At 56.6% G+C, this 13,423-nt stretch carries 9 protein-coding genes; 7 read left to right on the top strand and 2 right to left on the bottom strand.

Features of this window, described 5'->3' with window-relative positions; genetic code table 11:
• The first annotated feature begins 41 nt into the window (after positions 1-41).
• Entirely contained in the window at positions 42-3,713 is a 3,672-nt protein-coding gene (locus Poly51_RS00505) for a hypothetical protein (RefSeq protein ID WP_146453399.1), read from the top strand.
• Between the two features lie 26 nt (positions 3,714-3,739).
• Here Poly51_RS00505 and Poly51_RS00500 read toward each other — a convergent pair whose 3' ends face one another.
• Positions 3,740-4,861 carry a GTP-binding protein gene (locus Poly51_RS00500; RefSeq protein ID WP_146453398.1) on the bottom strand — a complete coding sequence of 374 codons (1,122 nt, stop codon included), beginning with the start codon at positions 4,859-4,861 and terminating at the stop codon, positions 3,740-3,742.
• 128 nt (positions 4,862-4,989) lie between these two features.
• Here Poly51_RS00500 and Poly51_RS00495 point away from each other — a divergent pair, with 128 nt between their 5' ends.
• The 4 genes from Poly51_RS00495 to Poly51_RS00480 all read left to right on the top strand — a co-directional run bounded on the left by Poly51_RS00495 (position 4,990) and on the right by Poly51_RS00480 (position 9,526).
• Positions 4,990-6,396 carry a phytoene desaturase family protein gene (locus Poly51_RS00495; RefSeq protein WP_146453397.1) on the top strand — a complete coding sequence of 469 codons (1,407 nt, stop codon included), beginning with the start codon at positions 4,990-4,992 and terminating at the stop codon, positions 6,394-6,396.
• Positions 6,397-6,495: 99 nt separating this feature from the next.
• Entirely contained in the window at positions 6,496-7,656 is a 1,161-nt protein-coding gene (locus Poly51_RS00490; RefSeq protein WP_146453396.1) for a DegT/DnrJ/EryC1/StrS family aminotransferase, read from the top strand.
• Positions 7,657-7,953: 297 nt separating this feature from the next.
• Positions 7,954-9,018 carry an IS110 family transposase gene (locus tag Poly51_RS00485; protein ID WP_146453395.1) on the top strand — a complete coding sequence of 355 codons (1,065 nt, stop codon included), beginning with the start codon at positions 7,954-7,956 and terminating at the stop codon, positions 9,016-9,018.
• Positions 8,954-9,526: a hypothetical protein gene (locus Poly51_RS00480; protein ID WP_146453394.1), complete on the top strand. Its 573-nt coding sequence runs from the start codon at positions 8,954-8,956 to the stop codon at positions 9,524-9,526. Before Poly51_RS00485 ends, Poly51_RS00480 begins: the two co-directional genes overlap by 65 nt.
• Before the next feature lie 286 nt (positions 9,527-9,812).
• On the opposite strand, the gene Poly51_RS00475 is transcribed toward Poly51_RS00480, so the two are convergent.
• A complete protein-coding gene (locus tag Poly51_RS00475; RefSeq protein ID WP_146453393.1) occupies positions 9,813-10,118 on the bottom strand; it encodes a hypothetical protein in 306 nt (101 codons plus the stop codon).
• Between the two features lie 338 nt (positions 10,119-10,456).
• Here Poly51_RS00475 and Poly51_RS00470 point away from each other — a divergent pair, with 338 nt between their 5' ends.
• The gene (locus Poly51_RS00470) at positions 10,457-11,200 is read left to right on the top strand and encodes a TMEM175 family protein (protein ID WP_146453392.1); all 744 of its coding nucleotides are present in this window, start codon (positions 10,457-10,459) and stop codon (positions 11,198-11,200) included.
• Positions 11,201-11,262: 62 nt separating this feature from the next.
• Positions 11,263-13,413, top strand: coding sequence for a glycogen debranching protein GlgX (gene glgX, locus Poly51_RS00465; RefSeq protein WP_146453391.1), 2,151 nt, complete (start codon positions 11,263-11,265; stop codon positions 13,411-13,413).
• Positions 13,414-13,423 lie beyond the last annotated feature (10 nt).

Genomic DNA, 13,423 nt, shown 5'->3' with positions numbered 1-13,423 from the left:
CCGCCACTGATTCCGAAACATACGGCGGCAAGGATGAAACCGTGACGACTGATGACTTCCTGCTTGACCAAAACGAACGTTCGCTCCGCGAAACCACGCGCCGGCGCCGCGACGGTCGTTCGCGACGACGCCAAGCCTATGTATTGGGCGCGATCGCTTTGGTTGCTCTCTTGGTATTGGCCGCTCCATCGATCATTAGCCACTCATCGATCGGTCGGTCGGTGCTGGCTAGCACTTTGGCGGGCTACGGACTTGAAGGCAGCGCCGAATCGATTCGTATCGGTTGGGTGACTCCGTTGCAGGTGACGGGGCTGCGCATCCACGGCAGCGCCGCCGGTACCGACGTGTCGGTGGCCCAGTTGGACATGGACATGACCGCCAGCAGCGCGATCGCGGATTCATCGTTCACGAATCTCGGCCAAATTTCGATTCGCGGCGTCCATGTCGTGTGCAGCGTCGATGAGGGCACATCCAGCATCGAAGCCGACTTGAAACAGCTGCTTGAAACACCATCGACCGGTGATTCGGCGACGACGATCGGAACGATAAAGATCCAAGACATCACCGTTGACGTTTCAGACCGAGTCACTGGACGCGCGTGGCAGTTGGCCAACTCGAATGCCGAAGTCGATTTGGGAACGGCTGACATCCAAGCCAAGTTCGACGGCGTCTTGACCGAACCGGGCGGCGCCGGCGGTGCGATCGGCGGTACCATGGAGTTGGCGACGACGGTCGGCGCGGGGCAATCGTTGCCTTGGAAAATGAACGTAAAAACAGAATCGCTTCCGCTGTCCATCGTCGAATTGGTTCGACGTCGGATGCCCGAACTTGCCCCATCGATTCCTCGTCGCGTCGGCGGTGACGCGACGGGCGCCATCTCGTTGGCCAGCGCGGCCGATGGGGTGATCGAAGCAGCGATCCGACAATTGCAAGTGCGCAACCTGACCGCCGAAGATTCTGAGATGCTGGGATCGTCGGCCGCGCAAATGTGGAAGAACGATCTGGCGACGCTCGACGGCGAATTGACATTAACCGCGGCCCGGTTGTACGGCCGCCGTTTGGAAGCCACCACCGACTTTGCCAAAGCCACGATGGACGGAGTCGTGTCGACGACGTTCTCGTTGGTCGGCACCGATGACAACCCGCTGCGTTGGCTCGAAGCGATCGACGGCACCGCAGGGGTCGAAGTCGACTTAGCAAAATTGGATCAAGCATTGCCCGGCATGTTGCCGCTGCGCGATGGCGCAGAACTAATATCCGGGCGCGCGATCGCGAGGCTGGAGTCCAACCCCGGCGCGCCGACCCCGCGTGGCGGAGACGTCGGTGCATCGATTCGCCGCAGCAAACTGACCATGTCCAGTGATGCCCTTCGCGCTCGCGCGGGCGGACAAAACGTCGTCATCGATCCGATCGAATTGTCCGCGACGGTGGCGACCCAACGAGGCCAAGTGCGCGCCGAAGAATTCGCATGGCGCAGTGCTTTCAGTTCTGCCGTCGGTCAAGGCGATCTGCAAAGTGGCAGCGCCCATGTGCAAATCGACTTCGGACGGTTAACGGCCATGTTGCGGCCGATCGTCGAAATTTCCGAAGCCACATTGGCCGGCACCGCCAACGGAAAGATCCGCTGGAACGCGTCGGCCGATAACGTTTGGCGATTAGAAGGCAGCGGCGAAGCGAACAGCTTGCTGGTCACGTTGCCGGGTGGACAAACGATCCGTCGTCAAGCGATGAAGGGCGACGTTGAAGCGGTCGGGCGATGGGGCGGCGATTCGCTGGAAGAACTGTCGCGTGCCAAAATCAGTATGAACACCAACGGCTTGGTGCTGCAAGCCGACCTGCTGCAGCCCGTCAAACGACCCGATGGTGCTGTGCCAATGCCGATCGCGATTCGCGGCAATGGGCGTCTGGAAACCGTTTCCGAACTGGCGGCGCCGTGGTTGCCGGCTGAGTTTGTTGACGCGGGCGGCGACTTCCAAGTGTCGGCGATCGGTGACGCATCCACCGTCACGACGCGCATCCGCGAAGTAACACTGACGATGACCCAACCGCGAATCAGCTACGCGACACAGTACTTTTCGCAACCCAGTATCGAGCTGGACTTTGCCGGTGAACTGCTTCTGCCCGACGGCCGAATCGTTGCCGACAAGCTGACCCTCGCCGGCGAAGCGATCAGCGCTGCGGTCAAGGGTACCGCGTCCGGTGAATCGGTCGACATGCAAATCAAATGGCGAGCGATGCTGGACCGTTTGCAAGGGAGCGTCCAGACTCGGGTCACGTCGAACGACCGCGGCGGAATCGCTCCGGTGCAATCGGTTGGGTTTGCCTCGGGGCCATCTAGCTCATCCGTCGCGTCCACTTCGTATTCGTACCGCGGCGATTGCAGCGGTGAAGTCGATTTGAAAACGACAGACGGATGGATCAATATCCTCGCCAGCATGACGGGCAGTAACTTGGCGATGTTGGAACCCGCTGCCGCCAACGTGGCCGCCGGGCCGATGCCCGCATCGAATCGACCTGCCGAAGATGTCGTCGTTTGGGCGGAACCCAATTTGAAAGTCAACGGAAAGTTGCGTTACGAAACCAAGTCTGGCAACATCGAAACCGACGAGATTCAATTGGCCGGTGACTGGTTCGCGACGACCTTGGTGGGCACGGTCGTTTGGAACGATCAAGTCGGCGACGTGCGATTGAAAGGCCCCGCCCGATTGAAAATGGACAAGGTTGCGACGCTGCTGACGCCGATGGCGGGAATCCCCATCCAAGCCACCGGCATTCACGAAACACCGATCGATATCCAAGCGGTCCGTAAGCCCGACGGCGAAATCGCTCTCGACATCGAAACGAATTTGGGCTGGCAATCGGCCGAAGTTGCAGGTGTCGTTTTCGGATCTGCAAACATTCCCGTTCGAATGACCGAAACCACCGTCACCGTGGCGCCGTCCAAGGTCGCCGTTGGCAACGAGCAAGGATTCTTGAACTTGGCCGGCAAAGTCAATTACCGGCCCGGTCCGATGTGGATGCAGATCGATCGTGGCGTCGTCGCGGACTCGATCCAGTTGACCCCCGAGATGACGGACCGTTGGTTGAAGTACTTGGCACCGCTGGCAGCCAACACCGCAAGAATCCAAGGAACGCTGTCGGCGGAATTGGACGAAGCGTTGATCGTGTTTGACGATCCGAATCAAACTCGCATTGTAGGTCGCTTGAATATCGGCAGCGTCGAAATGAACGCGGGTCCTTTGGCCGAGCAATTGATCGGTGGCGTCGATCAACTGAAATCATTGGCGGGCGGATTGATGGGCAAAACCGTCTCGGCATCGTCGAACCGTACACTCATCACGATGCCGCCTCAAAAGGTCGACTTTGCTGTCGATCGTGGAATCGTGATTCACGAACGAATGTATTTCGAAATCGACCGGGCACAAATCATCACCAGCGGACGGGTCGCGTTCGACGGTCGCATGAACATGATTGCGCAGTTGCCATTGGATTCGCGTTGGCTGGGACGCGACTTGCAAGGTCTGGTCGGCCAAACGGTGTCGCTGCCCATCGATGGGACGATTTCTCAGCCGCGATTGGATTCCTCGGGCGTGCGGCAAGTCGTCGCCCAATTGGGCGTGCAAGCCGTGCAAGGCAACGCGGAAAATTACATCCAAAAACAGTTGAACAAACAGATCGAAAAAATCGGTTTGGACAAACTGTTCGGCCGATAGAACCGCGGGAACTGGCACTGGGTGTTTTACGCACCGACCCTGTGCGTCGGTGTAGGACGCCCGGGCCGTAGCGATCGTGCGGCGATTGAGGTGACGACTGCGCCACAAGCCAACGCCGATGCATTGACTTGTACGCGGCATACCTCCGCCAAGTCTTCCGGGTCCATGGCGACTCGCGCATTGACGATCACTTGAATCGTTCCCGACACGCTGCGTCCGGCCGACAACCCGACGTCGACTGGCGAATCGTTACTGACCACGTTGGCGACGGCTTGGGTGTCGCCCGCCAGTACTGACGTTTTCAAGTGAGCGATATGACCGTCGTGCTTGGCGACGACTTCGCTGCGAATGCGACCGACCAAGTCTGCGGCGATCGTATCCAGATCAACCGTCACATCCGCTTGGATCATGGCGGTCAAATTGACCCAGCCCAGTTCGGCTTCGCCGTCGGCGTACGTGTCGTAGTCGATGTCAAGCAATCGTCGTCCCGCAGTCATCGGTGACTCGATGTAACCCATCACTTCGTCGACACCGGCACCGGTCGCGGGGCTGACCGCGATCACGGGCACGTTTGGCGCGACGGCGGCGAGTTGCTGTTTCAACGCTTCGACTTCCGCATCGGAAAGCTGGTCGCGGCGACCGACCATGACGTAGTCGGCTTCCTCGAGCTGTTTGCGAAAGATGTATTCTGCTTGAGGCGAAAAACCACTTCGCGCCTCGGCGGCGTCGATGCTGAGAATCCGCTTTCCGTGCGATGGCTTCAACAGCACGCCGAACGGGGCCAACTCGAACCGATCACCCAGCAATTGTTGCAGTGGCAGCACGACCGTGGCGACCAAGTCGGTACAACTGCCCACGGGCTCGGCCAGCAGCACGTCGGGGGCTCCGTCGGCTGACAGCATATCGGCGGTGGATACAAGGTCATCGAAGCTGCAGCAAAAGCACGCCCCGGCGACTTCACCGACGTCGAAGCCTTGCGAACGAAGATTTTGCGTGTCGACCAGATTCTCTGCCTGATCGTTGGTGATGATGCCGACTCGCTTGCCAGCGGCCGCGTAGGCGCGGGCCAATTGGCCGATCAAGGTGGTTTTACCGGCACCCAGAAAGCCGCCAATCAATACGAAACGGATCTTTTTAGCGTCGCTCATGAAGTCGCTTTGGAGGGGGGGTGCACACAGGTGGCAGAAAACGGAACTCGTTGTCGATCCTCGCCGGGTGACTTATTCTGACACGTCGAGCCGCCCGCTTCATCCTCCACCACGAATTTTCATCCACCATGACCGCTCCGTACGACACGATCATCATCGGCGCTGGCATGAGCGGCTTGGCGGCCGGAATCCGGCTGGCCCACTTTGATCAACGGGTTTGTATCCTGGAAAAGCACTACACGATCGGCGGGCTGAACTCGTTTTATCGGATGGGCGGTCGGGACTATGACGTTGGCCTGCACGCGATGACGAACTTCGCGCGGAAGGGATCGGATAAGAAAGGACCGTTGGCCAAGTTGATCCGCCAACTTCGTTTCCGATGGGAAGATTTCAAGTTGGCCGAGCAAATCGGTTCGTCGATTCGCTTCCCAGATGTCTCGCTGGATTTCACCAACGATATCAGTTTGCTGGAGTCTGAGATCGCGAAACAGTTCCCGGATCAAATCGATGGTTTCCGATCGCTTTGCGGTTCGCTGCTCGACTACACCGACATGGACGGTGACGCGCCCAACTTCATGCGTTCGGCACGCCAGGTGATGGCCGAACACATCACCGATCCGCTGCTGATCGAGATGCTGATCTGCCCGCTGATGTGGTACGGCAACGCACGCGAAAATGACATGGACTTTGGCCAGTTCTGTATCATGTTTCGCGCCTGTTATTTGGAGGGCTTCGGCCGACCGTTCAAGGGAGTCCGCGTGATCTTGAAGAACTTGGTCAAGAAGTTTCGCGGGCTGGGCGGCGAATTGAAACTGCGCAGCGGCGTGTCCAAGATCCACGTCGAAAACGGGCAAGCCGCTGGCGTTGTTTTGGACGACGGTACCGAGATCACGGGCAAACGTATTTTGTCGTCGGCCGGTAACATCGAAACGCTGCGGATGTGTGACGACATCACCGACGTTGACGTCGCGCGAGCCGGCAAGTTGTCGTTTATCGAGTCGATTTCGATCCTGGATCGCAAGCCCGTCGATTTCGGTTTCGACCGCACAATCGTGTTTTATAACGACAGTCCGCACTTCACTTGGCAGAAACCCGTCGGCCGCTTGTGTGACGCCCGAACCGGCGTGATCTGTTCGCCCAACAATTACGTCTACGATGCCGAGGAAGGCGAATTGCCCGATGGGGTGATCCGAATCACGACGCTGGCCGATCACGATCGATGGTGCCAGTTGCCCGAGATAAAATACCGAAGTGAAAAAGTGACGCAGTACGACGACGCGGTCGCATCGGCGGTTCGCTTCATGCCCGATTTTCGCAGCTATGTCGTCGACACGGACGTCTTCACGCCGAAAACGATCCGCCGCTTCACTTTCCACGATAACGGAGCCGTTTACGGGGCTCCGGACAAGCAGCTGGACGGCACCACGCACCTGCCCAACGTATTTTTGTGCGGCACCGACCAAGGGTTTGTTGGCATCGTGGGCGCCATCGTCAGCGGGATCAGCATGGCGAATCGGCACTGTTTGCAGGTCTGAGTGATCTTGACGGTGATTCGCCGCGGCGGTTATTTCTAGGCCCACCGCACATCGCGTCAGGAAGACGCCGAACCCACCCTGCCAAGGAAGGCTGCCATCATGGCCAATCCCGTCGAAAACGTCCCACTTTTGGACGTCAACCGAGACAACCTGCCCTACCGTGACGAATTCATCGAAGCCTTGACCGGCGTGGTGGATAGCGGTCGATTCCTTTTCGGTCCCGACGTTGTCGAGTTGGAAAACGAAGTCGCCGCCTACAGCGAAGTCGATAATGCCGTCGGGTGTGCTTCGGGCAGCGACGCGCTGTTGCTGGCGATGATGGCACTGAACATCGGCCCGGGCGATGAAGTCATCGTGCCTAGCTTCACGTTCTTCGCATCGGTCAGTTGCATCACCCGCTTGGGCGCGACGCCCGTGTTCGTGGACATCCGGCCCGACACGTTCAACATCGACGCCGAGAAGATCGAAGCGGCCATCACCCCGCGGACCAAGGCGATCATCCCCGTTCACTTGTTCGGCCAATGCGCGGAAATCGATCGCATTTGCCAAATCGCCTGCACGCATGACTTGATCGTCGTCGAAGACGCCGCCCAAGCGATCGGTGCGGCCTATCATTCTCGCCCGGCGGGAAGCTGGGGATTGATCGGTTGCTTCAGTTTCTATCCGACCAAGAATCTTGGCGGCATGGGGGACGGCGGCATGTTGACCTCGCTCGATCCGGCGACCGCCGACCGATTGCGACTGTTCGCCGGACACGGCATGCGCCCCCGCTACTATCACAAAGTGGTCGGCATCAACAGCCGCTTGGACACGTTCCAAGCCGCCGTGCTGCGAGTCAAGCTGCGTCACTTACCCGACGCCGTGCAATCGCGTCAAACGATTGCCGCGCGTTACGACCGTTGGTTGTCCGAAGCCGGTGTGGTGGCGGAAGATAGATTGGTGTTGCCTTACCAAGACCCCAGCGCTTTCCATGTTTGGAACCAATATGCGTTGCGAGTTCCCGGTGGCCGCCGCGACGAACTTCGCGCCCACCTGTCCGATCGAAGTGTCGGCAGCGAAATCTACTACCCTGTTCCCGTTCATGCGCAAGAATGCTATCGCGATCTGAACTTCGATCACTCGGGTTTGGTCGAGACGAAGAAGGCGTGCGCGGAGATCCTGAATCTTCCTATCTTCCCCAGCATGACCGAATCGGAACAGCGCCGCGTCGTCGACGTCGTCGCCAGCTTCTACTCGGCCAGCGCCCGCATGGTGGCGTAGTGTAGCACTGGCACACCGTGACAAATTTCGAACTGCTTCGCAGTTCGATTGTTGCGAGCGGCGTCGCGGGGCCACAAAGGGTTGCCCGTTTTGATCACGGACTACCGATTCGCTGGGCGGCTTCTTTAGCCAGTCGCGGGACTGATTTTTGATTTTGGCCCACGTCGGTTTGGCGTCTTTTCTGTGATTATTACCCCCGTCACCTGGTATGTCCCCTAGATCAAATAAATCAATCAAAAGGACCATCCACGTGCTTCATTGGAAGTATTCACTTCCCTTCACAATGGAGACACGCAGATGGTCACAAAAGCAAAATCTCGAACCCGTAAAACCGCTACCAAACGCTTTATCGGCAAGCCAACCGGACACGTTCAAGAGAGAGTCCAAGCTTGCGGCCCGCAGCACTTCGGCATTGTAGCAGTCGACTGTGCCAAACGCCGCAGCAAGTGGATGCTGTGCGACTTCTTCGGACGCGTGTTGATCGAGCCCACAACGGTCGAACATAGGCGAGGTGACTTCGCTGCGATGATCGCGTCCATCAACGAAGCCTGCGAAGCCGAAGGCATCGACGACCGTATCGCCGCCGTTGAGATGACCGGCATCTACCACAAGCCCGTTCAAGCCGCTTTCCGCAAAGCGGGCTTCGACACTCGCATCGTTCACCCGTTTGCGTCGAGTCACTATCGCAAACCGCTGCACCCCGCTGCTAAGACCGATGACAATGATCTCGAAGCCATCTTTCACGCCGCGGTTGCCGGATACGGTCTCGCTTCCCTTCCCGTCGGCGAGGTCTATCAGCACCTGCGAGCCCTCAGTCGGCATCGTCACAACCTGACCAAACAACAGGCAAGACTCAAAGTTCAGATTCGCAGATTGATGCATCAAGCGATGCCTGGCTACGCCGATCTGTGGGAAGATGACAAGCTCTATCATCGCTCAATCGCCATGCCGATCGCGTTGGCGTTTCCATCGGCAGCGTCGATTCAGAAAGCTGGCACCGAAGGTCTGGCCAAGCATCTGCGTCAAGAGAAGATCCGCTTTCAAATGCGCACACTCGAACGCATCCTCACGTGGTCACGAACCGCCGCCGAGCCGAGCGAACTATCATCGCTGCATACCCGGCAGTGGCAGGATCTGAACTCGCTACGTGAATCGTTTTACGAACAAATTCACGCCGTGGAACGGGAAATGTCGGGCTTTTTGGTCAAAACGCCCTACATCCTGTTGCTCAGCGTCACCGGTATCAATGTCATTTCGGCGGCGCGTTTGGCTGGCGAAGCCGGACCGATCGAGCACTATGCTTCGGCTCGGGCGATTCCCCGGACGGGCTGGCCTCTATCCCTCGCGTTACCAAAGCGATGAGGTCGACAACCCGGATGGAAAGTTGGTCCGTCAGGCCAACCGTCGCCTTCGCAGCGCCGCGATGTTGGTCGCCGAAAACTTGATCAAGTGCCACCCGTACTATCGCGGACTATCGAACACCTGGAAACAACGCAAAGTCGATCCTCGCGACCGACGTTGCCGCATTGCCAACCGAGCGATGCGAATGGTTTATCAGATCGTCGCCGGTCAGCAGCTTTGGCGTGGCAAAGGAGTCGATCGCGAGTACTTGCTGTCGAAGTTGCAAGCGTTCCATCAAAACCATCAGACACCGATTTCGCAATCCGTCGCCCAGCTGGGCGAAGCGTTTGCTTGGCTTCCCAAGTCGTCCTACGCCGAGGAAGCCAAACCGCTGGCCGAACTTGCTCGCAAGAAGCGGCGTGGCCCGACGGCGTTGGGTGATCTGTTGGTCCCGTTATTAGCTCGTCTTGGAATCAATGACTCAGACACAGTAGAATCAGAATCGTCCGAAGCTCGAAGTTCCCGCTGACTTGTCAGAGCGTGAGAAGCACAAGAACAACGTCGTCTTGACCCCGAGGGTAGGCGTGGCTTTTCGGAGCCACCGTCAATAAGCCCGTGGCAAAAGCGTGATGCTCTGTTCGCGGTTCAAACGTCGGATGAGACAGTGTGGAGCCTTCGAGCTTCGGATATCTACCAGGGTGACGAGACTGAACCACCCCAAGCGACGGAGAGTGCTTCTCTGACGGCAAGCCATTGGACAAACGAGTCCGAAAAAACTACCCTCGTCGGTAGTGCGCTGAATGTACGCGCTCACTTCAAATGGTGAATAAGGCCATGACAGTGCTTTTCTTCTCCGAGCCAACCAACAATCGAATCGCGATGAAAGGGGACATATAACAAATGTACCAGCCCGCGATCAGAAAGAATGCGACCCCGACACTCATCCCCAGCATGCCACTCTCTCTTAGCATCGACCCACCGAATAGCAACGGCACTACCAAGTTCAGCGCGAATACGATCGGCCAGGCGATGAAGTGACTTCGGTGAGGATCGTCATCTTCATGTCGCATTGACATGGGGTCGTCACGCAACGGTGCCGAGGGCGGATCGTAGGGATTCATTGGCAGACCTGAGGTTTCGCAAACGTGGCTTCTCGTTGAGATCAAATTCACAGTCTAACAGACCACGACCCCAGACATCCTTGATTGCGTCGATACGGAAACAGCCGCAGCCAACGCCGAGTCCGTTTGTCGTCCGACCAAGCCGCACGGACAACCGGTCGACTACGCAGGGCCAGGTGCAGGTGATTGCACCGTCTTAGGTTGGATTGTGATGATTGGTGCGATTCTAGTTGGTTTCCGCCTCGCGTTTGGGGTTTTTTAGCGACTCGTTGGCAGAGTCCCCCATACGGGCAACCTAATTTTTTGGTGTCTGATGAACCCCGCAAAAGTAATTAGATATGCACACTCGACTGATTCACAAGGATCGCCTCTCAGCGCTAAGTGACGGCGTGATTGCCGTGATGATCACTCTGATGTTTCTAGGGTTTGAGGGAACCTATCAGCAAATCCGCATCGCAAAATCTTCTGCAGAAATATGGTCGCTAATCGGTCAGCAAATTCCACAGTTCCTGGCATACTGCCTCAGCTTTCTCGTCATCGGCGGCTATTGGCTGAAACAGCATCTGATTTTTCTCTATATCGGACACGTTGATCGAGTCTTCATTGGACTGAATTTTTTGTTCCTGATGTGTATCTCCATCGTCCCCATCGCGACGGATTGGTTGGTCGAATCGGCCCATCATGAATTCAACGCAATTTTTGTTTTCTACTCCCTCTGCTACACCGCATGCAGTCTCGCACTGGCGGCTTCATGGGCGTGGGCAACGACGGGGAATCGTTTATCGGTCCCGCATCTTATGCCGGAAACTGTCCGTTCTGTCTACGTTCAAATCGCTGTCAGCGTTGGTGCATGCCTCCTTGGTGTAGCGGTTTCATATATCGACATCTGGCTCGGTATGGTTGTCTTGACAGGTTCTTCGATTGCCATGTTGTGTCCACTCGAATCGGACGGTCACTGGCAGCAGCAATCCAAAGAGGAAGTCTCCGAAATTTCGAGACCAAAAAAAGCGATGCATGAGCCGTATCGCGAATTGTCAACAGCTCCAGGTATGGCGCAGCCTGGAAAGACTCTTGCCACCTAAGCGCAGTGGGCAAAATGCTGCCCAATTCATCATCCTGTTCTCCAACCTAACAGCCATACGACATGCAACTATCAAACGTTCGGACTTCCGCATCCACCGTCACTCCCGACTTCGTTTTAGGCGTGCCATCCACCAAGGAATCCGGTGCATTCCAAGTGGGATCGGGGCGACCTCATCCTCTCGGTCCAACCGTGGATGCATGTGGCGTCAATTTCTCACTCTACAGTGAACACGCAACTTCCGTTGAACTGTTGCTGTTTCGCAATCACGACGATCGGCGGCCATGTCAAATCATTCGATTGGATCCGGCAAGCAATAAGAGTTTCCATTTGTGGCACGCGTACGTTCACGGTCTAAAACCGGGCTTCTTTTACGCATATCGCGTCGATGGACCGCAGGACGTTCAGCAAGGCCATCGTTTTCAGCCGCAAAAAGTATTGGTCGATCCCTACGCGCGTGGAATTTCAAAAGCGTTGTGGAATCGAGGCGACGCATGTGGTGACACCGACAACCTGGAAACCAGTTTACGTTGTGCCATTGTTCACGATGACTACGACTGGGAAGGCGACCTACCGCTGAACCAGCCGACTGAAGAGCTCGTGATTTATGAAATGCATGTCGGAGGCTTCACGCGTAGCGAATCTTCCGGAGTCACTCATCCCGGCACGTTCCGCGGCGTGATCGAAAAGATCCCTTACTTGCAAGAGTTAGGTGTGAACGCCGTCGAATTGCTGCCTGTTTTTGAATTTGACGATGCTGAGATCCTGCGTGAGGTCGATGGTGAATCCAAAACGAACTACTGGGGTTACAGCACCATGTCGTTCTTCGCTCCCCACTCCAGCTATTGCGTGGACGCGGAGACGGGAAGTCATGTTCACGAGTTTTGCGACATGGTCAAAGCCCTTCACCAGGCTGGCATCAGTGTGATTCTCGATGTGGTTTTCAATCATACCGACGAAGGCAACCACATGGGGCCGACGTACTCATTCAAAGGGATCGACAACTCGACCTACTATCACTTAGTCCCCGGTCAAGAACAATACTACAACGATTTCTCTGGTTGCGGAAATACACTGCGTTGCAATCATCCCGTCGGTGAGAAATTCATTTCCGACTGCCTGGAATACTGGGTGGAAGTCATGCACGTCGATGGCTTCCGCTTCGACGAAGCTTCGGTTCTGACCCGTGGCGACGGCGGTGTTCCGCTTGAGAAGCCACCGCTGATTTGGAATGTTGAGCTATCAGACAAACTATCTGAGACCAAAATGATTGCTGAGGCATGGGACGCCGCTGGACTGTACCAAGTCGGGTACTTTCCCGGTGAACGATGGGCCGAATGGAACGGCAAGTACCGTGACGATGTGCGATCTTTTGTAAAGGGAGACCCAGGGTTGCTCGGAGCTGTCGCCCAACGACTCGCCGGTAGCGCCGACCTCTATCAAAGTCGCTCTCACGAACCCGTCAATAGCATAAACTTCATTAATTGCCACGATGGATTCACGTTGAATGATTTGGTCAGTTACAACGGCAAGCACAATGATGCCAATGGTGAAGGAAACCGCGATGGAGTGAATGAAAACATCAGCTGGAACTGCGGCTGGGAAGGAGTCACGACCGATGAATCGGTAGAAGAACTACGCGATCGCCAGGTTAAGAACTTCGCCACTCTTCTGATGGTCTCCCAAGGAGTGCCAATGTTCGTCTGCGGCGACGAAGTCCGTCGCACTCAAAAAGGCAACAACAACACGTATTGCCAAGACAACGATCTGAACTGGATGGATTGGAATGCGCTCGATCAAAATCAACCGATGTTTCGCTTTTGGAAACGGATGATCGCGTTCCGAAAACAGCATACATCGATTCATCGTTCTCGCTACTTCACCGGCGACGTGAACAGCCGTGGCGTCGCAGATATTTCATGGCATGGTACCCAACTGAATTCCCCCGGCTGGAACGATCCAAATGGTCGTGCGTTGGCGCTGACGTTAGGTGGATTCGATGCCGAGGATGACGTGCACATCATGCTCAATATGCACTGGGAAGAAATCGAATTTGAATTGCCTTCGGTCGCAGACCGTCGATGGCATCAAGCCGTCAACACCGCATTGCCTTCCCCACAAGACATCTGCGAGTACGGCAAAGAGTGCTCTCTCACCAACGATCAAGCGTTCCAGGTCGCAGGCAGAAGTATCGCCATCCTGGTTTCAAAATAGTCAAGAACGA

The sequence above is a fragment of the Rubripirellula tenax genome (assembly GCF_007860125.1).
Lineage (GTDB): Bacteria > Planctomycetota > Planctomycetia > Pirellulales > Pirellulaceae > Rubripirellula > Rubripirellula tenax.
Note: the sequence above shows the minus strand (reverse complement) of the source record. Positions and strands in the feature narration are given on the sequence as shown.